Genomic DNA, 21,900 nt, shown 5'->3' on the forward strand with positions numbered 1-21,900 from the left:
GCCAGCGGCTACTGGCGGTCAAGCTCCTGATCAGGCCAAACGTCTCCCGCCGGGCCGGCGCCGGCAGCAGCAGACGGACAAGTCCCGCCAAAGGCACGAAGCCAGTCAGAGGAAGGGTCACGTCCGCTGCTGCCGACCATCAGCCCATCACCCGCGGACCGACCAGGCCAGCCTCACAGTCAGAGGTCGAGGAGGAGGGTGCGGGGGCCGACGTTGACGCTTTCGACCAGCATGTGGGTGCGGAAGCGGCCGGTCTCGACCTTGGCGCCCCGGGCGCGGAGTGCCTCCACGACGGCGTCGACCAGCGGCTCGGCCAGCTCGGCGGGGGCCGCGGCGGTCCAGCTCGGTCTTCTGCCCTTGCGGGCGTCACCGTAGAGGGTGAACTGGCTGACCACCAGGACGGGCGCGCCGGTGTCGGCGGCACTCCTCTCGTCGTCCAGGATGCGCAGCTCGTGGATCTTGCGGGCCATGGTGGCCGCCAGCTGCGGGGTGTCGGTGTGGGTCACGCCGAGCAGCACCAGCAGCCCGTCGGTGATCTCGCCGACCACCTCGCCGTCGACGGTCACGGCGGCCCGGCCGACGGTCTGCACCACCGCCCGCATCAGTCCGCCACCGGCTCGACGAGGCCCCGCTCGACCAGGTGCGCCACGATCGGCCCGGCCGCCTCGGCCAGCTCGTCTGGTGCGACGTCGTGCGCGGCGGCGAGCAGGGCGAGCTGGTCGCGCAGCGGCAGCCGGCCGTCCGCGCCGCCGACCAGGGCGAGCACCAGCGGGTCGATCTCCTCGGACCAGCGCAGCCCGTGCGGCATGGCGAGGACCTGGCGGTCCACCGCCCAGCCCTCCTCGCCCATGGTGGCCTCCTGGCGCAGCTGGAGCCCGTCCGCGGCCCGGTAGCGGGCGGCGAGCAGCCCGTCGGTGTCCCGGGCGCGCAGCCAGTCCTGCCGGTCGAACCACTCGCCGACCCGGTCGCCCAGCGGCGGCTCGACCCGCTGGCGCAGGTCCTCCACCCGGACGATCGGCTCGTCGTGGCCGGCCCGGCGCAGCGAGACGATGCCGAAGCCGATCGCCTCCACCTTGTGCGCGTCGAACCAGTCCAGCCAGGCCGCCATTCGCTGCGGGTCGGCCGTCTCGCCGACGTCGGTGAGCCACAGGTTGACGTACGCCATCGGGTCGGCCACCTCGCGCTGGATCACCCAGGCGTCCAGCCCGGTGCCGGCGAACCAGCCGGTCACCCGCTCGGCCCAGTCCTCGCCGGTGACGTGCACCCAGTTGGCCAGGTACTGCATCGTCCCGCCCTCGGTGAGCAGGTGCGGGGCGGCGGCGGCCAGTTCGGCGCCGATCGCGTCGCCGACCCGGCCGGAGTCGCGGTAGACGTGCGTGGTGGTGCCGGGCCCGACCACGAACGGCGGGTTGCTGACCACCAGGTCGAACCGGCGGCCGGCCACCGGGGCGACCAGGTCGCCGCGGAGCAGTTCCCAGTCCTGCCCGTTGAGGGCGGCGGTGGTGGCGGCGAAGCGCAGTGCCCGCTCGGAGACGTCGGTGGCGGTCACCCGGCGGGCGTGGGTGGACAGGTGCAGCGCCTGCACGCCCGAGCCGGTGCCCAGGTCCAGCGCGGTCTCCACCGGCCGGCGCACGGTGGCGCCGATCAGCGTCTGGGTGGCCCCGCCGATGCCCAGCACGTGCTCGGCGTGCAGCGGGCGGCCGGGCCGGGCGCTGGCCGGCACGTCGGCGAGCACCCACCACTCGTCCCCGTACGGCTCCAGGTCGACGCCGGCGCGCAGGCCGTCGCCGTGCCGCTCGACGAGGCCTCCGGCGAGCGCCTCCTCGACGGTCAGCGGGGCGAGCGCGGCGGCCACCACCGGCTCCGCCTCGGTCTGGTCGCAGATGAAGACCCGGATCAGCGTGGCGAGGGCGTCGCGGTCCTCGGTGGCGCGCAGCGCCGCGCGGAAGTCGTTGCGGGCCACCCCGCCGGTGGCCTGCGGCCCGAGCCGGTCGGCGATGCCGTTGGCGGTGAAGCGCGCCCGGGTCAGCGCGGTGCGCAGCGCGTCGACCCCGGCGGGGGAGAGCAGCATGTCGTGACGGTCCACGTCGACATCCTGCCTCCCCGGGGTGCTCGCCCGGCGGGCACCCGCGACATCCATACCGCCGACTCACGGTATCGGCAGTTATCTATTTCATGTTCATCAGTGTATGGCTAGCATCTGCCGCAACATCCGTCGATGGGCGCTCCCGGTGGCCACGAGCCCGGCCGCGATCACCGTGGGCTCCACCACCAGCAGCGACGCCCGCTCGTCCTTCTCCAACTACGGCTCCTGCGTGGACATCTTCGCCCCCGGGTCGAGCATCGTCTCCGCGTACCGGACCAGCGACACCGCCAGCAGCACGCTGAGCGGCACGTCGATGGCCTCGCCTCACGTGGCCGGCGCGGCGGCGCTCGTGCTCGGCGCCAACCCGTCGTACAGCCCGGCACAGGTGGCCAGCTACCTGACCACCAACGCCACCACCGGCAAGGTGACCAACCCCGGCTCCGGCTCGCCGAACCGGCTGCTCTTCGTCGTCAACTGACGATCGCGGCCGCACGGCCCGGTGGACCCCACCCCAGTCCACCGGGCCGTGTCGCGCACACGGGCGGCGGCGGGCGCGGCAGGATGGGGGGCATGACGCTCTCGCTGCCCATCGACCCGCAGGCCAACGAGCTGCTGGCGCGCAGCCCGCTGGCGCTGCTCCTCGGCATGGTGCTGGACCAGCAGGTGCCGATGGAGAAGGCGTTCTCCTCTCCCTACGTGCTGGCGCAACGGCTCGGCCACGAGCCGGACGCCCGGGAGCTGGCCGAATACTCCCCCGAGGCGCTGGTCGAGATCTTCGCCCGGCCGCCGGCCCTGCACCGGTTCCCCAAGGCCATGGCCGCCCGGGTGCAGGAGGTGTGCCGGGCCCTGGTCGAGCGCTACGACGGCGACCCGGCCCGGCTCTGGTCCGAGGCGGCCGACGGCCGGGAACTGCTGCGCCGGGTCGGCGAGCTGCCCGGCTTCGGCCGCCAGAAGGCGCAGATCTTCGTCGCCCTGCTCGGCAAGCGGTTCGGGATCGCCCCGGACGGCTGGCGCGAGGCGGCCGGCGGCTACGGCGACGCGGACGCGTACCGCTCGGTGGCCGACGTGACCGACCCCGAGTCGCTGCGCCGGGTCCGCGAGTACAAGCAGCGGATGAAGGCGGAGGCGAAGGCCGCCAAGGGCTGACGCAACCCCCGTCCACCCTGGCTCGTTGTCATGATCGTCAAGGTGGCGACGACGGGCGGGTGATGACGGACGAGCGGGGGGCGGAACTCCTGCGCGGCGGCGGCGGGCCCTACCGTGCGACCTTCCTGGAGCTCTTCCTCGACGTCGTGTTCGTCTTCGCGTTCACCCGGGTCTCGCAGCGCCTGATCCACGACGTGATGACGGGCGGCGGCCGCCTCCCCCTGGAACTGGCGCAGACCCTGCTCCTGCTCCTCGCGATCTGGATGGTCTGGTCGCTGACCGCATGGGCCACCAGCCACTACGACCCGGAACAGCCACCCATCCAGGCGGTCATGGTCTGGTCCATGTTCGGCAGCCTGGTGATGGCCGTCTCGGTGCCGGACGCGTACGGCGCGCACGGGCTGAGCTTCGCCGCCGGCTACGTCTCCATCCAGGTGGGCCGCTCGCTCTACCTGACCGTGGCGCTGCGCCGGCACCCGCAGCGGCACCTGTCCGACCGGATCCTGATCTGGTCAGCCGTCTCCGCCGTGGCGTGGCTCGCCGGTGGCCTGGCGGAGGGCGACTGGCGGTTGCTGCTCTGGGCGGTGGCGCTGGCGGTCGACTACCTGGGCCTGGTGATCGGCTGGCCGGTGCCCCGGCTGGGCCGGGCGGCGGCGACGGACTGGACGGTGACGGGCGAGCACCTGGCCGAGCGGTACCAGCAGTTCGTCATCATCGCGCTCGGCGAGATGATCTTCGTGGCCGGCCTCGGCTTCAGCGGCAGCGACTTCGCCGCGGTGCGGTGGATCGCCTTCATGGACGCCTTCGCCACCACCGTGCTGCTCTGGCGGATCTACTTCCACCGGGCCGGTTCGGTGCTGGTCGAGGCGGTGGCCGAGGCGCGGCAGCCGGCCCGGTTGGGGCGGTCGGCCACCTGGACCCACCTCACGATGATCGCCGGCATCGTGACCGCGGCGGTCGGCTACGAGTTGGCCATCGCCGAGCCCGGCGGGCACGCCGACGGGGTCCGGGTGGCGGCCATCATCGGGGGTCCGGCGCTCTTCGTGGTCGGCCGGGCCCGCTTCGAGTACGAGGTCTTCGGCCGGGTCTCCTGGTCCCGCGTGATCGGCCTGCTGCTCCTGGTCCTCGGCGTGCCGCTGCTGGCCCGGTTGCCGCTGCTCGGCATCGCCGCCGGCGTCACGGCGGTGCTCACCGGGATGGCCGTGGCGGACGCGCTGCGGGCGCGGGGCCGCCCGCCGGAACGCCCCGCCTCACCGATGTGACCCGCCGGGGGAGACGCAACCGGCGTGGCGGCCCCGTCGTTGGGGGCCAGGACGGCGGACGGGGGTGACACGGTGGACGAACGCGGTGCGGCGCTGCTGCGTCCGACGAGGAGTTCCGCGCGGGCCACCTTCCTGGAACTCTTCTTCGACCTGGTCTTCGTCTTCGCGCTGACCCGGGTCTCCCAGCGGCTGATCAACAGCCTGCCCGCCACCGGGTGGACACTGGCCGCCGCGGTGGGCCGTACCGTGCTGCTGTTTCTGGTGTTGTGGCTGGTCTGGACGATCACCGTCTGGGTGACCAGCCGCTACGAGCCGGAGCGGACCGTCATCCAGACCGTGGTGGTCGGGACCATGTTCGCGAGCCTGGTGATGGGGGTGGCGCTGCCGCGGGCCCTGGAGGAGCGGGCGCTGCCGTTCGCCCTCGCCTACGTGGCGGTGATGCTCGGCCGGCCCCTGGTGGTCGCCGCCGCGCTGCACGGCCATCCACGGCGGCTGGTCCCGCTCCGGCTGGCCGCCTGGGCGGGGGCGACCGCGCCGCTCTGGCTGGCCGGCGCACTGGGCCCCGACGACCTGCGCCTGCCGCTCTGGGCCCTGGCGCTGACCGTCGACTACGCCGCCCTGTTCACCGGCTGGCCGCTGCCGCGGCTCGGCTCCTCGCCGATCCTCGGCTGGCGGATCGCCGGCGAGCACCTGGCCGAGCGCTACCAGCAGATCTTCCTCATCGCGCTCGGTGAGTCGATCCTGGTCATCGGGGTGACCTACAGCGGCGAGGAGTTCTCCGGCGAGGGCGCCGGCGCCTTCGTGGTCGCCTTCGTCACGACCGCGCTGCTCTGGCGGATCTACTTCCACCGGGCCGGGCACCTGCTGGGCGAGGCGCTGCGGCTGGCGCGCGCGCCGGGCCGGCTCGGCACGTCGGCCGCGATCACCCACCTGGTCATCGTGCTCGGCGTGCTCACCGCGGCGGTCGGCTACGAGGTGGCCATCGCCGAGCCGTTTCACCGGTCCGACGCGAGCCTGCTGCTCTTCGTGGTGGGTGGACCGCTGCTCTTCCTGGCCGGCCGGGCCCGCTTCGAGTACGAGATCTTCGGCCGGATCTCGCTGCCCCGGGTGCTCGGCGGGGGCGTGCTGCTCCTGCTGGTCCCGCTGCTGGCGCACGGTCCCGCCGTGCGGGCCCTGTGGGTGGTGGCCGCCGTGCTGGCCGCGGTGGCCCTGGCGGATGCGTGGCGCAGCCGGGGTCGCCCGCCGGAGATGTCGGCCTCCCCGATCGGGCGCACGGGGCCGGAGAGCGGCGGCCCGGAGACGTGAGGGCTCAGGCGGCGGTGGGGCGGGACAGCGCGGCCAGGGCCCGGCGCACGTCGGCCAGGGAGACCGTGGCCGAGTCGTCGAGATCGGCAAGGCCGGCCTCGATCCACTGCCGCATGAGCGTGGTCACCCCGATGCCGCGCGTCTCGGCGGCCGCCCGGACCCGTTCGTAGGTCTCCAGCGGGAGGCGCACCGAGCGGCTGACCATCGGCACGTCGGTGTCGGGGGTGGGCAGTTCCGCGGGCTGGGTCTCGTCGATCAGGTCGGCGAGCGCGTCGCCGGCGTCGTGGAACCGCTTGGTTGCCTCGTTACGGTGCATCGTGACCGCCTCCTCGTCGGCGTGACCTCCGCACCGCGTCGTCGTAGCGCTTGGCTTCGACGTCGCTCAGTTCGCGGGCGGAGAGGATGTCCCAGTCGTTGTCGCTGCCGTCGGCCTCGGCCAGCAGCACCGCGAGGCGTCGCCCCCGGTGGTCGGTCGCGTAGACCACCATGACGTCGTCCCCGAGGTGCCGGATGACCCGCCGCGTGCTGTGCAGGGCCTCCCAGACTTCCCCGGGCGTGACTTCGTAGACCCGCAGGTTGGCCAACGCCTCGTCGGTGAAGCTGAACCGGTTGCCCACGAGCGGAGCGTACCACGCACGTAACACGCGCCGCCTTGTCACGATTTTCGCCGATCAACCGTCGGGGGTGACAGGATGAGTCGTAATCCCTCGAGGAGGTCCGTGGTGAAGCGTCAGGCGTACCAGCCGATCCTGATCACCGACGCCTCGCGCAGCCAGGACGACCAGCTCACCAGCCGGCAGAAGCGCTACGTGCTGATGATGGGAATCCGGGTCGCGTGCCTGGTGATCGGTGCGGTCCTGGTCGGCGTCAAGGCGCCGCTGCTCTGGCTCTGGCTGCCGCTCTGCGCTCTCGGGATGGCGCTCATCCCGTGGCTGGCCGTGCTGCTGGCCAACGACCGCCCGCCGAAGGAAGAGCACCGGTTGGCCGGAAAGTTCCAACACCGTCACCGCGACGAGACCCCGCCCATGGCGCTCTCCGCCGAGGAGCGCCCGCACAAGGTCATCGACGCCGAGCCCTGACCGGCCCGGGCGGCACCCCGCCCGGAGCGACCACCGTCAGGGTTGGGGGCGGGCGCCCACCGTCGTGACCGCCAGGGCGCCCAGGTCGCCGGCGCGGGTCAGTGCCGCGCGGGGGTTCGCGCCTTCGAGCCACGCCGTGAGCAGGCCGGCGGCGAAGGCGTCGCCCGCCCCGGTCACGTCGACCACGGCCACCCCGGGCGCCGGGGCCGTCTCGACCACCCCGGTCCGGTCCACCCAGACCGCGCCGGCCGCGCCCCGCTTCACCACCACCCGCCGGGCCACCGAGGTCAGCGCCCGGGCCTGCGCCGCCGGGTCGAGCCCGCCCGCCAGCACCGTCGCCTCGTCCGTGTTGACCAGCAGCAGGTCGACGTCGCGTACCCAGGTCAGGAAGGCCGTGCCGACCCGCCGCAACGGGGCCGCGGACGCCGCGTCGACGCTGGTGGTGAGCCCGCGCTCGCGGGCGGCGGCCAGCGCGCGCAGGCCCGCGCCGCGCGACCCGACGTCCAGCAGGGTGTACGCGGACAGGTGCAGGTGCCCGGCGTCGGGCGCCGCCGCGACGGTCCGGTCGACGTGCCCGGCGGTCAGCCGCAGGTTCGCCCCGCGCTGGCTGACCATGGTGCGCTCCCCGTCGTGGGTGAGCACGATGACCGTGCCGGTGGGGTAGCCCTCGTGGCGCTCCACCGCGCAGGTCACCCCGACCCGCTCCAGTTCGGCGACCCGTTCGCGGCCGGTCTCGTCGTCGCCGACCGCGGCGACCAGCGTGACGGCCGCCCCCTGGCCGGCGAGCCAGGCCGCGGTGTTGGCCGCCTGGCCGCCGCCGCTGAAGCGGATCCCGGCCGCGGTGTCCGAACCGGTGGCGAGGGGACCGGAGAGCACCGCGAGCACGTCGGTGATCACGTCGCCGACGACGACGATGCGGGGTGCGGGGCTCATGCCGAGGGGGCGGCGCGGCGGGCCGCCGCGGCGACCGCGATCCGCGCCGCCAGGTCGGCGTTGCGCAGGATGATCCGCACGTTCACGGCCAGGCTGGCGCCCTCGGTGGCGGAGTGGAAGTGGGCCAGCAGGAACGGGGTCACCGCCTTGCCGGTCACCCCGTCGCGGGCCAGCAGGGCCAGCCCCGCGGCCAGGGTGCGGTCGTGCAGCGCCGGGTCGAGTTGCTCGTCCACCGGCAGCGGGTTCGCCACGATCAGCCCGCCGTGGTGCACGCCCTGCTCCCGGCGGGCGGCCAGCACGTCGGCCGCCTGCTCCGGCGACTCCACCGACCAGTCCAGGTCGAAGCCCGCGTCGGTGAGGTAGAAGCCGGGGAAGCGGCGGGTGCGGTAGCCCACCACGCTCACCCCGAGGGTCTCCAGCCGCTCCAGGGTGGCGCCCACGTCGAGGATCGACTTCACCCCGGCGCAGACCACCGCGATCGGGGTCCGGGCGAGGGTGACCAGGTCGGCGGACTCGTCGAAGGTCTGCGCCGCCTCCCGGTGCACCCCGCCGAGCCCACCGGTGGCGAAGACGCCGATCCCGGCCGCCGCGGCCACCGCGCTGGTCGCCGCCACCGTGGTGGCCCCGTCCGCGCCGGTCGCCGCCGCCACGGCGAGGTCGCGCACCGAGAGCTTGCTCACCCCGTCAACCGTGGCGAGCCGGGTCAGCTGGGCGTCGTCCAGCCCCACGATCAGCTCACCGGCGACCATGCCGATGGTGGCCGGGACGGCCCCCGCGTCCCGGACCGCCTGCTCGATCTGTCGCGCGACGCGAAGGTTGTCCGGTCGGGGCAGGCCGTGCGAGACGATGGTGCTCTCCAGGGCGACGACCGGACGCCCGTCGCGCAGGGCGTCGGCCACCTCGGTGCCGAGACTGATGTGAAAGTTGGTCACTTCGGCTACGGTACGGGCCGCTTCCGGCGCGGGCCCAGGTGGACCGGGCCGGATCGACCTGCAAAACTGGACCGTTGGAGGTGTAGTCGTGAGTACAGAGGTTCTCGAGCGTCCCGAGCTGAAGGACGCCGACACCGGCCCGGAGATGTTCCACTACGTCCGCAAGGAGAAGATCGCGGAGAGTGCCGTCATGGGCACCTTCGTCGTGGCGCTCTGCGGCGAGACCTTTCCGGTGACCAAGGCGGCCAAGCCGGGTTCCCCGGTCTGCCCCAAGTGCAAGGAGATCTACGACTCGTACGCCGAGTGATCCCGGGCGGCCGTCCCGGCCGCCCGCGTAACCTGCGGCGGTGACCACCTCCACCGCCCTGCTCCTCGCCGACCTCACCGGTGTGGCGGTCTTCGCCGCCTCCGGTGCCTCCGCGGCGGTGGCCAAACGGCTCGACCTCTTCGGAGTGGTCTTCGTCGGCGTCGTCGCCGCCCTCGGCGGCGGGATCTTCCGCGACCTGGTCATCGACGAGGTGCCCCCGTTGGCCTTCGCCGACTGGCGGTACGCGGTCACCGCGGCGGTCACCGCCGCCGCCATCTTCTGGCTGCACCCCCAGTTCGCCCGGCTGCGCACCACCGTGCTGGTGCTCGACGCGGCGGGTCTCGGCCTGTTCACCGTCACCGGCACGCTCAAGGCCCTCGACGCCCACGTGCCGGCCGTCGGCGCCTGCATGATCGGCATGCTGACCGCGATCGGCGGCGGGCTGGGCCGCGACCTGCTCACCGGCGAGATCCCGGTGGTGCTGCGCCGCGAGATCTACGCCGTGGCCGCGCTGGCCGGCTCGATCGCGGTGGCGCTGCTGTCGGCGTACGGGGTGGCGACCGCGGTGCCGCTGACCGCCGCGGCCGTCTTCGTCTTCGGGCTGCGCCTGGTGTCCCTGCGGCGGCGCTGGTCCGCCCCGGTCCCGGCGCTGCGGCCACCGCGCACCGGCACCCGGGGACCGCAGGTCTGAGCCCTCGTGCGGCGGGGTGGGCGGATGTGACCAGCGTGGCGTCGAGTGGGGCGGAACGGCCCCGCTGGTTATGCTGAGTCGGCCTTCGCGGCACCGGATGCGCGAGGGCGTTTTCATGGGCGGCGGCACCCGTGGCCCTCGGCCGGGGTCCGCCGTCGTGCGGTCGGAGAGGAGCTACGCGTGGCACCGCGGTTGCCGGCGCTCGACACGTTCCCACCCCTGCGTGCCTGGCAACGCAAGGCGATGGTGGAGTACCTGCGCCGCCGCACCGAGGACTTCACGGCGGTCGCCACGCCCGGCGCCGGCAAGACCACCTTCGCCCTCCGGATCGCCGCCGAACTGCTGAACGACGGCACCGTCGAGGCGGTCACCGTGGTCGCCCCCACCGAGCACCTGAAGACCCAGTGGGCGGAGTCCGCCGCCCGGATCGGCATCCAGCTCGACGCCGCCTTCCGCAACGCCGACCTGCACTCCGCGGCCGACTTCCACGGCGCGGTCGTCACCTACGCCCAGGTCGGCATGGCGCCGCAGGTGCACCGGCGGCGCACCATGACCCGGCGCACCCTGGTCATCCTCGACGAGATCCACCACGCCGGCGACTCGCGGACCTGGGGCGACGGCGTCAAGGCGGCCTTCGAGCCCGCGGTACGCCGGCTGATGCTCACCGGCACGCCGTTCCGCTCCGACGACAACCCGATCCCGTTCGTCAGCTACGAGCGGGGCGGGGACGGGCTGCTCCGCTCCCGCGCCGACTCGGTCTACGGCTACTCCGACGCGCTGCGCGAGGGCGTGGTCCGGCCGGTGCTCTTCCTGGCGTACTCGGGGGAGACCCGGTGGCGCACCAACGCCGGCGAGGAGCTGGCCGCCCGGCTGGGCGAGCCGATGACCCAGGACCTCATCGCGCAGGCCTGGCGCACCGCGCTGGATCCGGCCGGCGACTGGATGCCGCAGGTGCTGCGGGCCGCCGACGCCCGGCTGACCGTGCTGCGCGCGAACGGCATGCCGGACGCCGGCGGCCTGGTGATCGCCAGCGACCAGCAGGTGGCCCGCTCCTACGCCAAGCTGCTGGAGCAGGTGACCGGTGAGAAGGCCGCCGTGGTGCTCTCCGACGACCAGGGCGCGTCCGCGCGGATCGCGACGTTCGCGGCCTCCGAGCAGCGCTGGCTGGTCGCGGTCCGGATGGTGTCCGAGGGCGTCGACATCCCCCGGCTGGCCGTCGGCGTCTACGCGACCAGCGCCAGCACCCCGCTCTACTTCGCGCAGGCGATCGGCCGGTTCGTCCGGGCCCGCCGGCCCGGCGAGACCGCCTCGGTCTTCCTGCCCAGCGTGCCGCACCTGCTCGGACTGGCCAGCGAGATGGAGGCCGAGCGGGACCACGTGCTCGGCAAGCCGAAGGACTCCGACGGCTTCGACGACGACCTGCTGGAGCGTGCCCAGCGGGACGACCAGGCCAGCGGCGAGCTGGAGAAGCGGTTCGCCGCGCTCTCCGCGACCGCCGAGCTGGACCAGGTGATCTTCGACGGCGCCTCGTTCGGCACCGCGGCCCAGGCGGGCACCCCGGAGGAGGAGGAATACCTCGGCCTGCCCGGGCTGCTCACCGCAGACCAGGTCTCGATGCTGCTCACCAAGCGGCAGTCCGAGCAGCTCGCCGCGCAGCGGCGCCGGACCGCCCAGCGGACCGCTGAGCCGGCCGCTGCGGCCCCGGCGGCGGCCCCGCCCGCGATGAGTGCCGCCCAGCGCCGGGTGGCCCTCCGGCGGCAGCTGAACGCCCTGGTGGCCGCCCGCCACCACCGCACCGGCCAACCCCACGGCAAGATCCACGCCGAGCTGCGCCGCCTCTGCGGCGGCCCCCCCAGCGCCCAGGCCACCATCGAACAACTCGAAGAACGCATAGCCACGGTCCAGACCCTGTGACCCGGCCCGCGCCCTCACCCGGTCCGGGTGATCATGAGGTTGGCGGCGAAGTCGATCTCGGAAACCGCCGCTAACCTCATGATCAACGGGGCCCGGTGGGTGGGTGGGGTGGGTGCGCAAAAAGCCGGCCGGAGGTCCCTGGGGACCTCCGGCCGGCTTATGTCGAGTTGCGGATCCTTCGTACTCAGTTCGCCATTAGATCGGCGCCACGCCAGCTGAACTCCGGGTCCGCCGAGAACCGCACGGTGATCTTCACGAGATCCTCCGCGTACTTGTTCGCGTGGTGCCCACAGAACACCAGCTCGCTCCCACCCGCCAGAGTGATCCGGAGCTTGCCGGCAGCATTGCAGCGGTCGCACCGTTCATCGGCGGCCGGGGGGCTCACCGTCTCGGGCGGCGGCGTGAGAGTCGGGGTCATCGCCTTCCTCCTCTGGTCGTCACCGATGAACACTCTCTTCGGTTGCTCACCTATCGTGCAACACCCTTCTCGGGCCCTGCCTTCCCTGTGTGCCCGTCGGGGACGGAGGTCACACCTGGCGTGGAAGACAGTGTGCCGTGCACCAAGGGTGCCACGTCAACGATCACAAACGGGCAACCGTCAGGTCACCGGAGAGTGTTCTACGGCTGGTGATCAAACCGACACGGCTGGTTGACGTGCGGCGGTCAGTCCAGGTAGTCGCGGAGCACCTGGGAACGCGAGGGGTGCCGCAACTTGGACATCGTCTTGGATTCGATCTGCCGGATGCGCTCCCGGGTCACGCCGTACACCTGGCCGATCTCGTCCAGGGTGCGCGGCTGTCCGTCGGTGAGGCCGAACCGCAGGCGTACCACGCCCGCCTCGCGCTCGGACAGCGTCTGGAGGACCTGCTGGAGCTGGTCCTGAAGCAGCGAGAACGACACCGCGTCGACCGCGACGACCGCCTCGGAGTCCTCGATGAAGTCGCCGAGCTGGCTGTCACCCTCGTCGCCGATGGTCTGGTCGAGCGAGATGGGCTCCCGGGCGTACTGCTGGATCTCCAGCACCTTCTCCGGTGTGATGTCCATCTCCTTCGCCAGCTCCTCCGGGGTGGGCTCGCGGCCCAGGTCCTGGAGCAGCTCGCGCTGGATCCGGCCAAGCTTGTTGATCACCTCGACCATGTGCACCGGGATGCGGATGGTGCGGGCCTGGTCGGCCATGGCGCGGGTGATGGCCTGGCGGATCCACCAGGTGGCGTAGGTGGAGAACTTGTAGCCCTTGGTGTAGTCGAACTTCTCGACCGCGCGGATCAGGCCGAGGTTGCCCTCCTGGATCAGGTCGAGGAAGGCCATGCCGCGACCGGTGTAGCGCTTGGCCAGCGACACGACCAGGCGGAGGTTGGCCTCCAGCAGGTGGTTCTTGGCCCGCTCGCCGTCCCGCGAGATCCACATCAGGTCGCGCTGCATGTCGCGGGTGAGCTTCTCCTCGCCCTCGTCGGCGGCGCGCAGCCGCTCGGCGGCGTAGAGGCCGGCCTCGATCCGCTTGGCGAGCTCGACCTCCTGCTCGGCGTTGAGCAGCGGCACCTTGCCGATCTGCTTCAGGTACGCCCGCACGGAGTCGGCGGAGGCGGTCAGCTCGGCGTCGCGGCGCGCCTGCTTGAGCGCCTCGGACTCCTCGTCGTCCCACTCGAAGTCGTTGTCGCTGGCGGAGCTGGCCGCGTCGGCCTCGGCGGCCTGGGTCAGCTCGGCCGGCTCCTCGACCACCACGTCCTCGATCTCGGCGGCCAGTTCCTCCGGCGAGATCTCGCCCTCGGCGCCCTCGCCCTTCGCGCCGTCCTTGGCCGGCTTCGCCGCCGCGTTCTTGGCGGCCACGGTGGCCTTGGTGGCGCGGGTGGTCTTGGTGGCCTTTGCCGGGGCGGCGGCCTTGGCGGCCACCTCGGCGGTGGTGCCGGTGGCGGTGGCGCCGGCGGCCTTGCGCGCCGTCGCCTTCCGCGGTGCGGGGGCCGGCGACTCCTCGGCGGCCGGGGCCTGCTTCGGGGCGGGCGCGGCGGCCTTCTTGGTGGTCTTGGCCGTGGTGGCCCGGGAGGCCGGGGTCGCGGACCGGGCGGCGGCCACCCGGCGGCGGGTGCTCGCGGAGCCGTCCACGACCACCGTCACGCCCGCCTCGGAGAGCGCACGGAGGATCTTCTTGGCCTGGGCCGGGGTCACCTCAGCGGACTCGACGGTGCGCGCGAGCTGGGCCGACGTGAGCTGGCCGCCGGCGCTCTGCGCGTGGGCGATCAGGGTGTCGGTGAGCGAGCGAACGTCGGCGCCGGGCTGGCGGGGTTCTGTCACGAATGACCTTCCGGAGGCGAAGAGCGAGCACGGCCGGGTCGTCCGGCACGGCAGGGAACGCGGTGTCGGGCGATGTCGTTGAGGGACCCCCGTGTCCCGGGCCGGGCGGTCGCTGGCGGTCCGTGGCGCGTGGGCAGGGTGAATTGTAACGCCGTCTGCCGCGATCATCCCGCGCCGCACGGCGGACCGGCCGTACGGACCACCGATTAGGCGCAGTTGTGGACTTTGTAAGGATGATACCCGCGCACGAACCGGCCGGTCCGGATCGTGCCGGAAGGGGACGAACATGATCGCCTCGGCGCCCACGCCGCAGGAACTGCTCAAGATCGCCGTCGAGGTGGCCCGGGACGCCGCGGCCACCGCGCACCGGATGCGGGCCGAGGGGGTGTCGGTCGCCGCGACCAAGAGCACGGTCACCGACGTGGTCACCGCCGCCGACCGGGCGGTGGAGCGGCAGGTGCTGGAGGCGCTGCGGACGCTGCGTCCCGGCGACGCGGTGCTGGGCGAGGAGTACGGCGCGGGGGAGACCGGCCCGGCCGCCGAGGACGGGGTGCGCTGGATCGTCGACCCGATCGACGGCACCGTCAACTATCTCTACGGGCTGCCGTACTGCGCGGTCTCCCTGGCCGCCGAGGTGGCCGGCGAGGTGGTGGCCGGGGTGGTGCGCAACGTCGCCACCGGCGAGGAGTGGACCGCCACCGCGGGCGGCGGCGCCTGGCGGGACGGGCAGCGGCTGCGCTGCTCCGCCGAGACCGACCTCGGGCAGGCCCTGGTCGCCACCGGGTTCGGCTACGACGCCGGGCGCCGGGCGCACCAGGCCCGGGTGGTCGCCGAACTCATCCCGCACGTCCGGGACATCCGCCGGATGGGCGCGGCGGCGCTCGACCTCTGCCTGGCCGCCGAGGGCCGGGTGGACGCCTACTACGAGAAGGGGCTGGCCGCCTGGGACCTCGCCGCGGGCGGGCTGGTCGCGCGGGAGGCCGGGCTGCTGGTGACCGGGCTGTCGGGCCGGCCGCCCGGCCCGGACCTGGTGCTCGCCGCACCGCCCGCGCTCCACGAGCCGCTGCACACCCGGCTCGCCGACCTGGACGCCTCCGGCGGCCCGTGACCGGCCCCGCCCGGAGCGGACACGGAAAGAGCGGATACGGAAAGAGTGGTCGCCCCGCCGGGGCGACCACTCTTTCCGCGATACGGGTTACTTGACCGGGCCCGGGCAGGTGCCGGCCGGCGCCTCCGGCGAGCCGAGGTCGCCCAGGGACTGGTTGACCTCGGTGGTGGTGGCCAGCTGCTGGAAACCGTTGCCCAGGATGACGTCGACCGTGTCGTCCTTGCGCTTCGGGTCGTACTGCTGCTTAGCGTTGTTGAGGAAGTAGGCCCGCAGCAGGTGCGCGGAGCCGACACCCTTCGGGCCGAACCGCAGCACCGCCACGTCGTCCACGGCCTTGGGGGCGTTGCCCTCCTTCTTGACCTGGAACTTGCGGTTGCGGAAGTCGTCCGCGACGCTGCCGGCCAGCCCGATCTCGTCGGTGCCGTTGTAGACGTTGATCTTGACGTCCTTCTGCTCGCGCAGGCGCACGTCGGCGACCGGCCAACCCTCGGGGCAGTCCTCGGCGGTGCCCGCCGTGCCCTGGGTGTCGCGGACCAGCGCGACGACGACGAAGACCAGGGCGGTGACCGCCAGCAGTCCGACGACAACGAGTGCCCGCACTCGCGCAAAACTCATTCTGGGCGCTCCCCGGACGGTGATTGGGTGGCGGCGGCCGCCGGCGGTCGGTCCGCCCCGCCGGCCGTCGAGTACGCCGCTGAGGTTAACGCTTGTCCGGCCGTCGCGTGGAAACAGTCCGACATGCCGGCGCGCCACCGGGGGAACGGGTACTACTACCCCTATCTTCGTGTCGCCTGAGTCACATTGGGAACAACTTCGGGCGCAGGGGCGTACATCTCTGCCGCGAGGGCGGTATACATGCCTCGCCCAAAGGGGGGGTAAGGTTCCGCGCTCGCTGGGGGAGTTCCTTCCTGGCGGACCCGGCCCACGGCGGTCGGGTCGGGTGACCGACACATTTGGTGGCCGGCCAGCGGAACCGAAACAGCGTCGTCCGGCGTTACAACCGGAAGCGACCATATCGATATGGGAGAGTGAAACCGATGGCCACCGACTACGACGCCCCGCGTCGCGACGAGGTCGACCTCGGCGAGGACAGCCTGGAAGAGCTCAAGGCCCGGCGCGTCGACACACAGTCGGGCGCCGTGGACGTCGACGAGGCCGAGGTGGCCGAGAGCTTCGAGCTGCCCGGCGCCGACCTGGCCGACGAGGAGCTCACGGTCAAGGTGCTACCGATGCAGCAGGACGAGTTCCGGTGCGCCCGCTGCTTCCTGGTCCACCACCGCAGCCAGCTGGCGGTCGAGCGCAACGGCGAGCTGATCTGCCGCGAGTGCGTCTGACCCCGACGCGAGACACCGGCGGCGGCCTCCTCGACGGGGCCGCCGCTTATCGAGCTGCCGTGCGCCGGTGGCCGGAAGCTGCTTGACTCGTAGCGGCGGCTGTCACGCCGCGCGGAGCCAGGAGGGCGGACGGGTGAGCGAGCGCAGCGAGCGGGCCGACGGGACCGGCACGGACCGACCGACCGAGAAGAACGCGATGCCCGGCGCCGACGCCGGCCGTCCCGACGGCGCGCGGCCGGAGCAGCCCGACGGCGCCGAGCAGCTCGGCGCGACCGTCGCGGCGCTGACCGAGGACGACATCGCCCCCGCCCGCCGCCGGCAGCTGCTCACCCGGCTGGTCGCCCAGGCCCGCGCCCGCGGCATCGCCGACCTCTACAAACCGAAGGCGGCGATCCGCTGGATGACGGACACCGTCGCCGAGGTCGCCCCGCGCGTGCCGATCCGCGACCTGGCGACCCTCCGCAAGCACTTCCCCGGCCTGGACGACGAGGCGCTCGCCGAGCGGCTGGTCCGCAACGCGGCCCGGACCACCGCCGGGGTCGGCGCGGCCGGCGGCGGGGTGGCCGCGGTGGAGTGGGCGGTCACGCCGACCCTGCTCTCCGCGCCCGTGCTGCTGGCCGCCGAGACGGTCGCCGTGGTGGCCGTCGAACTGAAGCTGATCGGCGAGCTGCACGAGGTCTACCGGGTGCCGCTGCCCCCCGGTGGCACCCAGCGGGCCGTCGCCCTGGTGCACTCCTGGGCCACCCAGCGGGGGATCAACCCGATGATTCCGGGGGCCGGGGTGAGCGCGGTGCTCGGCACCGCCGCCCGCCGGGAGCTGCGGGACAGCCTCCTTCGCCGCTTCGGCCGCAACCTCACCACGCTCGGCCCGTTCCTGACCGGCGCCGCGGTGGCCGGCTACCTCAACCGCCGGTCCACCCGGAGCCTGGCGGACCAGCTCCGCAAGGACCTCCGCCACCAGGCGCTCGCGCTCCCCGGCGGCACGCGGTCCTGACGCGACCGGGCGGCGCGTGGATCAGGCGGCGTCGCGGGCGGCGAGCAGGGCCGCGGCCAGCTCGACCGGCCGGCGGGAGCTGACCACCCAGAACGGGGTGGGGTCGTCGGGGTCGTTCAGCACCACCTGCACCGCGCCGCCGACCCAGGGGCGCTGCACCACGAAGGCGAGCGGGTCGGCGCCGACGCCGAGCACCTCGCGCCGGCCGGCCGCGTCCAGCGGCACCGCGTCGGCGACGTAGCGCACCGGCAGGCGGGCGTCGTCGACCCACAGTTCGCCGGCGCGCACGGTGACCCGGATCCGGCCCAGCCACCAGAGCGTGGCGGCCGCCGCCGGAAGCAGCAGCACGAACGGCAGCCAGGCCCGGACGCCGGTCGCGCCCATCCAGAGCTCGGCGGCGAGCAGCCCGGCGAGGGCCAGACCGGCCGGCCAGGCCCACCAGGGCAGCCCGAGGCGCTCCGAGTATCCGGGCGGGGCGGCCACCGGGGTGGCCGGCGATGACGACTGACGCACACTCCGAGGGTACGGCGCGCGGCCGGCCGCCGAACCGGCAGGATGGCAGGGTCACCCCCGCAAGGACCGGACGGAAGAGGATGACCGTGACAGACGTCGTACCCGTGCCCGTACGGCAGCTCGACCCGGAGCTGCCGCTGCCGGCGTACGCCCATCCCGGCGACGCCGGCGCGGACCTGGTGGCCGCCGCGGACGTGGAGCTGGCGCCCGGCGGGCGGGCCCTGGTGCCGACCGGCGTGGCCATCGCGCTGCCGGAGGGGTACGTCGGGCTGGTACATCCCCGATCGGGGCTGGCGGCCAGGCTCGGCGTGACGGTGCTCAACGCGCCCGGTACGGTCGACGCCGGCTACCGGGGTGAGATCCTGGTCAACCTGATCAATCATGATCGGGAGACGCCGGCGAAGATCAGCCGGGGCGACCGGATCGCGCAGCTCGTGGTCCAGCGGGTCGCCCGGGCCGAGTTCCAGCCGGTGGTCGAGCTGCCCGCGTCCCGGCGCGGGGCCGGCGGGCACGGCTCGACCGGCGGGCACGCCGGGCTGGTCCCGGCTCCGGCGGGCGGGCAGACGGAAGAGGTGGCAGGGTGAGTGCGAACAGCGGAGGGTGGGCGCAGTGATCTTCTCCCGTAAGCGGGCCGAGGGCGCGCGGCACGCGCGTGACGAGCGGGACGCCGGGGTCCTCGACGCCGAGGAGACCCCGCAGGCGCCGGCCCGTGGCCCGTACGACGTGTCCGAGGCGCCCGACGCGCCCCGGCTCGACCTGGGCAGCCTCCAGATCCCGGCGGTGCCGGACGTGGAGGTGCGGGTGCAGGCCGACCCGCAGGGCGTGATCCAGCAGGTCGTGCTGGTGCACGGTCAGAACGCCCTCCAGCTCGGTGTCTTCGCCGCGCCCCGCTCCGAGGGCATCTGGGACGAGGTGCGCGAGGAGATCCGCCAGTCGCTGTTCAACGACGGCGCCGCCGCCCAGGAGGTCGAGGGGGAGTACGGCACCGAGCTGCGCGCCCGGGTCCGCACCCCGGACGGCATCACCGACCTGCGCTTCGTCGGCATCGACGGGCCGCGCTGGATGGTGCGCGGGGTCTACCAGGGCGAGGCCGCCACCGACCCGGTCGCCGCCGGGCCCCTCGCGGCCTGCCTGGACGGCCTGGTCGTCGACCGCGGCCAGGAGGCCAAGCCGGTCCGCGAGCCGCTGCCGCTGCGGCTGCCCCGCGAGGTGGCCGAGCAGCAGGCCCAGCAGGAGGGCGCGCCGCAGCCGCGCCAGGTCTGAGCACCGCGATCCGGGCCCGGTCGAGTCGGCGTGACGCCGGCGGCGCCGGGCCCGTCGCGTGTCCGGTCCCGGCAGCGGTACGCCCGCCGACGCCGGTCCCGCCGCCGGGCCGGATCGGCGTACGCTGGCGGGACGGTTCCGCCACCTGCGGGGCCGGTGCCGGCGCGGCCGGCCGATCCAGGGAGCCGGCGGGAGCCGGCCGGCGTGGAGAGGGTGACGCGGAGGTCATGACGACCGACGAGAGCCGGGTGTCGCTGCGGCGGTTCCTGCAACGGCTCACCGCGAGCGAGGCCGAGATCGAGGCGCAGGAGCTGCAACGGGAGAGCGCCGAGTGTGGCGGCATGCCGGCCCGCCAGTGCATGCGCGGCCAGGTGGTCTCGGTCACCGGGCGGCTGCGCACGGTGGTCTACACGCCCCGGACCAACCTGCCCACGCTGGAGGCCGACCTCTACGACGGCAGCGACGTGGTGACCCTGGTCTGGCTGGGCCGGCGGCACATCGCCGGCATCGAGCCGGGCCGGCACCTCACCGCCCGCGGCCGGGTGGCCGTACGGGACGACCGCAAGGTGATCTACAACCCGTACTACGAGCTGGAGTCGCCGAAGTGACGACCGGACAGCACACCGAGCCGGAGCTCGGGCCGGAGGACGAGCGGCTGCCCAGCATGGCCGAGCAGATGGCCGACCAGCTCGGCGGCTGGCGGGGCCTGGTCGAGTCGAGCATCCCCGTGGTGGTCTTCGTGATCGCCAACGTGGTGGGCGACCTGCGCCCCGCCGTGATCGCCTCGGTGGCCGTGGCGCTGCTGATCGCCGGGCTGCGGCTGGCCCAGCGCCGGCCGGTGCGGCACGCGGTCAACGGGCTGGTCGGCATCGCCATCGGCGCCGCCATCGCCTGGCGCACCGGCGACGAGCGCGACTTCTACCTCCCCGGCATCCTCTACGGGATCGGCTACGGCCTGGCCCTGCTGCTCTCGGCGGCGATCAAGCAGCCGCTGGTCGGCTGGATCTGGTCGGTGCTGGTGGCCAAGGGCCGCTCCGAGTGGCGGGACGACCCGAAGCTGGTGCGCACCTTCACCCAGCTCACCGTGCTCTGGGGCGTGGTGTGGCTGGCCAAGGTCGGCGTGCAGGCCGGGCTCTACCTGGCCCACCAGGACACCGCGTTGGGCGTGGCCCGGCTCGCCCTGGGCTACCCGCCCTACGCGCTGCTGCTGCTGATCACCGTCTGGGTGGTGCGCCGGGTGACCCGGGAGACCGCGCCGACGCCGCTGCCGGGGGCCTGAGCCCCCGGGCACGGTCGATCAGGGCCGCTCGCGGTTGCGCTCGACGCTGTCCGGGCCGAGGATCACCGCCCGCACCGCGTCCTCCACGGCGGCCGTGCACACGAAGATCAGCTCGTCGCCGGCCTCGATCGGGTCGTCCGGGCTGGGCACCAGCACCCGCTTGCCGCGCAGGATCGCCACCAGCGCCGCGTCCCGGGGGAGCGGCACCGCGTGGATCGGCTGCCCGACGTAGGGCGCGGTGGGCGGCAGGGTGATCTCGACGAGGTTCGCCTCACCCTGACGGAAGGTCATGAGCCGGACCAGGTCGCCGACCGTGACCGCCTCCTCGACCAGCGCGGCCATCACCCGCGGCTTGCTCACCGCGACGTCGACGCCCCACTGCTCGGTGAAGAGCCACTCGTTCTCGGCACGGTTGACCCGGGCCACCACGCGGGGCACCGCGAACTCGGTCTTGGCCAGCAGCGACACCACCAGGTTGACCTTGTCGTCGCCGGTGGCCGCCACGACCACCTCGCACCCGGCCAGGTTGGCCTCCTCCAGGCTGGCCAGCTCGCAGGCGTCGGCGAGCACCCAGTCGGCGGCCGGCACCCGGTCGGGGCGGAGCATCTTGGGCTGCCGCTCGATCAGCATCACCTGGTGGCCGTTGTCGATCAGCTCCTGGGCGATCGACCGGCCCACGTTGCCCGCGCCGGCGATGGCGATGCGCATGCTCACTGCCCCCCTTCGGGCGGCGCCGCCGCCACCGAGGTGACCGAGGCGGTGATGTCGTCGGTCACCAGCATGAAGACCTGGTCGCCCTCCTGCACCACGGTGGAGGCGGTGGGCAGCGTGCCGATGCCGAACCGGATCAGGTAGGCGACCCGGGCGCCGGTGGCCTCCTCGAGGTGCCGCAGCGACCGGCCGATCCAGTCCTTGTGCACCGGCACCTCGATGATCGAGACGGTGCTGGTCGGGTCGCGGAAGATCTCCACGTTGCCCTCGGGGACCAGGTGGCGCAGCATCCGCTCGGCCGTCCACCGCACGGTGGCCACGGTGGGGATGCCGAGGCGCTCGTAGACCTGGGCGCGGCGTTGGTCGTAGATCCGGGCGGCCACCCGGGACACGCCGAAGGTCTCGCGGGCCAGCCGGGCCGAGATGATGTTGGAGTTGTCGCCGCTGGAGACCGCGGCGAAGGCGTCGGCCCGCTCGATGCCGGCCTGGCGCAGCACCTCGCCGTCGAAGCCGGCGCCGGTGACCGTGATGCCGGCGAAGTCCGGCCCGAGACGGCGGAACGCGTCCGCATCCTGGTCGATCACCGCCACCGAGTGCCCCCGGGACTCCAGGCTGTGGGCCAGGGTCGACCCGACCCGGCCGCAGCCCATGATCACGACATGCACGGTGTCCGCTCCTCCCACGGTGCCGCCCGCTGGCCCGTCGTCTGCGAGCCTGCCACGTCCCCGCTGCGGGCGGGGGACCGAACCGTACC

The 21,900-nt window shown here is 73.6% G+C and carries 26 protein-coding genes and 1 pseudogene; 15 read left to right on the plus strand and 12 right to left on the minus strand.

What is annotated here, in order from left to right; translation table 11 throughout:
• Positions 1–179: 179 nt before the first annotated feature.
• A complete protein-coding gene (gene dtd, locus ABZV78_RS09820; protein ID WP_355637085.1) occupies positions 180–602 on the minus strand; it encodes a D-aminoacyl-tRNA deacylase in 423 nt (140 codons plus the stop codon).
• Complete coding sequence (locus tag ABZV78_RS09825) at positions 602–2,086, minus strand: methyltransferase (protein ID WP_355637087.1); 1,485 nt, start codon at positions 2,084–2,086, stop codon at positions 602–604. The genes dtd and ABZV78_RS09825 overlap by 1 nt, the downstream gene beginning before the upstream one ends.
• 160 nt (positions 2,087–2,246) lie before the next feature.
• Here ABZV78_RS09825 and ABZV78_RS09830 point away from each other — a divergent pair.
• The 4 genes and pseudogenes from ABZV78_RS09830 to ABZV78_RS09845 all read left to right on the plus strand — a co-directional run.
• Positions 2,247–2,564, plus strand: a pseudogene (locus ABZV78_RS09830) (S8 family serine peptidase); the annotation flags it as partial.
• Between the two features lie 83 nt (positions 2,565–2,647).
• A complete protein-coding gene (locus tag ABZV78_RS09835) occupies positions 2,648–3,232 on the plus strand; it encodes an HhH-GPD-type base excision DNA repair protein (RefSeq protein ID WP_355637089.1) in 585 nt (194 codons plus the stop codon).
• A 62-nt stretch (positions 3,233–3,294) separates the two neighbouring features.
• Positions 3,295–4,494, plus strand: coding sequence for a low temperature requirement protein A (locus tag ABZV78_RS09840; protein WP_355637091.1), 1,200 nt, complete (start codon positions 3,295–3,297; stop codon positions 4,492–4,494).
• Positions 4,495–4,566: 72 nt separating this feature from the next.
• The gene (locus tag ABZV78_RS09845) at positions 4,567–5,799 is read left to right on the plus strand and encodes a low temperature requirement protein A (RefSeq protein ID WP_355637093.1); all 1,233 of its coding nucleotides are present in this window, start codon (positions 4,567–4,569) and stop codon (positions 5,797–5,799) included.
• Positions 5,800–5,803: 4 nt separating this feature from the next.
• Here the strand turns inward: ABZV78_RS09845 and ABZV78_RS09850 are convergent, their stop codons facing one another.
• The gene (locus ABZV78_RS09850) at positions 5,804–6,115 is read right to left on the minus strand and encodes a hypothetical protein (RefSeq protein WP_355637095.1); all 312 of its coding nucleotides are present in this window, start codon (positions 6,113–6,115) and stop codon (positions 5,804–5,806) included.
• The gene (locus ABZV78_RS09855) at positions 6,105–6,416 is read right to left on the minus strand and encodes a hypothetical protein (RefSeq protein ID WP_355637097.1); all 312 of its coding nucleotides are present in this window, start codon (positions 6,414–6,416) and stop codon (positions 6,105–6,107) included. Before ABZV78_RS09855 ends, ABZV78_RS09850 begins: the two co-directional genes overlap by 11 nt.
• Before the next feature lie 105 nt (positions 6,417–6,521).
• Between ABZV78_RS09855 and ABZV78_RS09860 the strand changes: the two genes are divergently transcribed.
• Positions 6,522–6,878: a DUF3099 domain-containing protein gene (locus tag ABZV78_RS09860; RefSeq protein ID WP_355637099.1), complete on the plus strand. Its 357-nt coding sequence runs from the start codon at positions 6,522–6,524 to the stop codon at positions 6,876–6,878.
• Between the two features lie 36 nt (positions 6,879–6,914).
• Here the strand turns inward: ABZV78_RS09860 and ABZV78_RS09865 are convergent, their stop codons facing one another.
• Positions 6,915–7,811 (minus strand): sugar kinase, encoded by an 897-nt coding sequence (locus ABZV78_RS09865; protein WP_355637101.1) that lies wholly within the window; start codon positions 7,809–7,811, stop codon positions 6,915–6,917.
• Positions 7,808–8,743: a pseudouridine-5'-phosphate glycosidase gene (locus tag ABZV78_RS09870; RefSeq protein WP_355637103.1), complete on the minus strand. Its 936-nt coding sequence runs from the start codon at positions 8,741–8,743 to the stop codon at positions 7,808–7,810. Before ABZV78_RS09870 ends, ABZV78_RS09865 begins: the two co-directional genes overlap by 4 nt.
• A gap of 88 nt (positions 8,744–8,831) precedes the next feature.
• Here ABZV78_RS09870 and ABZV78_RS09875 point away from each other — a divergent pair, with 88 nt between their 5' ends.
• From ABZV78_RS09875 to ABZV78_RS09885, 3 genes are all read left to right on the plus strand, one after another.
• On the plus strand, positions 8,832–9,050 hold the full coding sequence (locus ABZV78_RS09875; RefSeq protein ID WP_030502976.1) for a DUF3039 domain-containing protein: 219 nt from the start codon (positions 8,832–8,834) through the stop codon (positions 9,048–9,050).
• A 40-nt stretch (positions 9,051–9,090) separates the two neighbouring features.
• Entirely contained in the window at positions 9,091–9,741 is a 651-nt protein-coding gene (locus ABZV78_RS09880; protein WP_355637105.1) for a TRIC cation channel family protein, read from the plus strand.
• A 180-nt stretch (positions 9,742–9,921) separates the two neighbouring features.
• The gene (locus tag ABZV78_RS09885; protein WP_355637107.1) at positions 9,922–11,655 is read left to right on the plus strand and encodes a DEAD/DEAH box helicase; all 1,734 of its coding nucleotides are present in this window, start codon (positions 9,922–9,924) and stop codon (positions 11,653–11,655) included.
• A 184-nt stretch (positions 11,656–11,839) separates the two neighbouring features.
• Here the strand turns inward: ABZV78_RS09885 and ABZV78_RS09890 are convergent, their stop codons facing one another.
• Both ABZV78_RS09890 and ABZV78_RS09895 read right to left on the minus strand, forming a co-directional pair.
• Positions 11,840–12,073, minus strand: coding sequence for a hypothetical protein (locus ABZV78_RS09890; protein ID WP_355637109.1), 234 nt, complete (start codon positions 12,071–12,073; stop codon positions 11,840–11,842).
• 245 nt (positions 12,074–12,318) lie between these two features.
• Complete coding sequence (locus ABZV78_RS09895; protein WP_355637111.1) at positions 12,319–13,944, minus strand: RNA polymerase sigma factor; 1,626 nt, start codon at positions 13,942–13,944, stop codon at positions 12,319–12,321.
• A 286-nt stretch (positions 13,945–14,230) separates the two neighbouring features.
• Here ABZV78_RS09895 and ABZV78_RS09900 point away from each other — a divergent pair, with 286 nt between their 5' ends.
• A complete protein-coding gene (locus ABZV78_RS09900) occupies positions 14,231–15,052 on the plus strand; it encodes an inositol monophosphatase family protein (protein WP_355637113.1) in 822 nt (273 codons plus the stop codon).
• Between the two features lie 87 nt (positions 15,053–15,139).
• On the opposite strand, the gene ABZV78_RS09905 is transcribed toward ABZV78_RS09900, so the two are convergent.
• Complete coding sequence (locus ABZV78_RS09905; RefSeq protein WP_355637214.1) at positions 15,140–15,652, minus strand: LytR C-terminal domain-containing protein; 513 nt, start codon at positions 15,650–15,652, stop codon at positions 15,140–15,142.
• A gap of 437 nt (positions 15,653–16,089) precedes the next feature.
• Between ABZV78_RS09905 and ABZV78_RS09910 the strand changes: the two genes are divergently transcribed.
• Positions 16,090–16,386 (plus strand): DUF4193 domain-containing protein, encoded by a 297-nt coding sequence (locus ABZV78_RS09910; protein WP_091269374.1) that lies wholly within the window; start codon positions 16,090–16,092, stop codon positions 16,384–16,386.
• Between the two features lie 196 nt (positions 16,387–16,582).
• Positions 16,583–17,380 (plus strand): hypothetical protein, encoded by a 798-nt coding sequence (locus tag ABZV78_RS09915; protein WP_355637216.1) that lies wholly within the window; start codon positions 16,583–16,585, stop codon positions 17,378–17,380.
• Between the two features lie 21 nt (positions 17,381–17,401).
• On the opposite strand, the gene ABZV78_RS09920 is transcribed toward ABZV78_RS09915, so the two are convergent.
• The gene (locus ABZV78_RS09920) at positions 17,402–17,893 is read right to left on the minus strand and encodes a DUF3093 domain-containing protein (protein ID WP_355637115.1); all 492 of its coding nucleotides are present in this window, start codon (positions 17,891–17,893) and stop codon (positions 17,402–17,404) included.
• Between the two features lie 86 nt (positions 17,894–17,979).
• Between ABZV78_RS09920 and dut the strand changes: the two genes are divergently transcribed.
• The 4 genes from dut to ABZV78_RS09940 all read left to right on the plus strand — a co-directional run bounded on the left by dut (position 17,980) and on the right by ABZV78_RS09940 (position 20,435).
• Positions 17,980–18,477, plus strand: coding sequence for a dUTP diphosphatase (dut, locus tag ABZV78_RS09925; RefSeq protein WP_355637117.1), 498 nt, complete (start codon positions 17,980–17,982; stop codon positions 18,475–18,477).
• A gap of 25 nt (positions 18,478–18,502) precedes the next feature.
• Entirely contained in the window at positions 18,503–19,156 is a 654-nt protein-coding gene (locus ABZV78_RS09930) for a DUF3710 domain-containing protein (RefSeq protein WP_355637119.1), read from the plus strand.
• Positions 19,157–19,383: 227 nt separating this feature from the next.
• Positions 19,384–19,764 carry an OB-fold nucleic acid binding domain-containing protein gene (locus ABZV78_RS09935; protein ID WP_189193719.1) on the plus strand — a complete coding sequence of 127 codons (381 nt, stop codon included), beginning with the start codon at positions 19,384–19,386 and terminating at the stop codon, positions 19,762–19,764.
• Between the two features lie 56 nt (positions 19,765–19,820).
• Entirely contained in the window at positions 19,821–20,435 is a 615-nt protein-coding gene (locus ABZV78_RS09940; RefSeq protein ID WP_355637218.1) for a DUF3159 domain-containing protein, read from the plus strand.
• A gap of 18 nt (positions 20,436–20,453) precedes the next feature.
• On the opposite strand, the gene ABZV78_RS09945 is transcribed toward ABZV78_RS09940, so the two are convergent.
• Positions 20,454–21,143, minus strand: a complete 690-nt coding sequence (locus ABZV78_RS09945) for a TrkA family potassium uptake protein (protein ID WP_355637121.1) — start codon at positions 21,141–21,143, stop codon at positions 20,454–20,456.
• A gap of 2 nt (positions 21,144–21,145) precedes the next feature.
• On the minus strand, positions 21,146–21,811 hold the full coding sequence (locus ABZV78_RS09950; protein ID WP_355637123.1) for a TrkA family potassium uptake protein: 666 nt from the start codon (positions 21,809–21,811) through the stop codon (positions 21,146–21,148).
• Positions 21,812–21,900 lie beyond the last annotated feature (89 nt).

It is taken from the genome of Micromonospora sp. NPDC004540, from assembly GCF_040610095.1.
In the GTDB taxonomy this organism is placed as follows: domain Bacteria; phylum Actinomycetota; class Actinomycetes; order Mycobacteriales; family Micromonosporaceae; genus Micromonospora.

Bases quoted from the DNA above. Each gene is read 5' to 3' on its own strand.
- ABZV78_RS09850 (WP_355637095.1), bottom strand. From the start codon at position 6,115: ATGCACCGTAACGAGGCAACCAAGCGGTTCCACGACGCCGGCGACGCG.
- dtd (WP_355637085.1), bottom strand. From the start codon at position 602: ATGCGGGCGGTGGTGCAGACCGTCGGCCGGGCCGCCGTGACCGTCGAC.
- ABZV78_RS09865 (WP_355637101.1), bottom strand. From the start codon at position 7,811: ATGAGCCCCGCACCCCGCATCGTCGTCGTCGGCGACGTGATCACCGAC.
- ABZV78_RS09940 (WP_355637218.1), top strand. From the start codon at position 19,821: ATGGCCGAGCAGATGGCCGACCAGCTCGGCGGCTGGCGGGGCCTGGTC.
- ABZV78_RS09900 (WP_355637113.1), top strand. From the start codon at position 14,231: ATGATCGCCTCGGCGCCCACGCCGCAGGAACTGCTCAAGATCGCCGTC.
- ABZV78_RS09915 (WP_355637216.1), top strand. From the start codon at position 16,583: ATGCCCGGCGCCGACGCCGGCCGTCCCGACGGCGCGCGGCCGGAGCAG.
- ABZV78_RS09935 (WP_189193719.1), top strand. From the start codon at position 19,384: ATGACGACCGACGAGAGCCGGGTGTCGCTGCGGCGGTTCCTGCAACGG.
- ABZV78_RS09835 (WP_355637089.1), top strand. From the start codon at position 2,648: ATGGGGGGCATGACGCTCTCGCTGCCCATCGACCCGCAGGCCAACGAG.
- ABZV78_RS09840 (WP_355637091.1), top strand. From the start codon at position 3,295: ATGACGGACGAGCGGGGGGCGGAACTCCTGCGCGGCGGCGGCGGGCCC.
- ABZV78_RS09910 (WP_091269374.1), top strand. From the start codon at position 16,090: ATGGCCACCGACTACGACGCCCCGCGTCGCGACGAGGTCGACCTCGGC.
- ABZV78_RS09890 (WP_355637109.1), bottom strand. From the start codon at position 12,073: ATGACCCCGACTCTCACGCCGCCGCCCGAGACGGTGAGCCCCCCGGCC.
- ABZV78_RS09945 (WP_355637121.1), bottom strand. From the start codon at position 21,143: ATGCGCATCGCCATCGCCGGCGCGGGCAACGTGGGCCGGTCGATCGCC.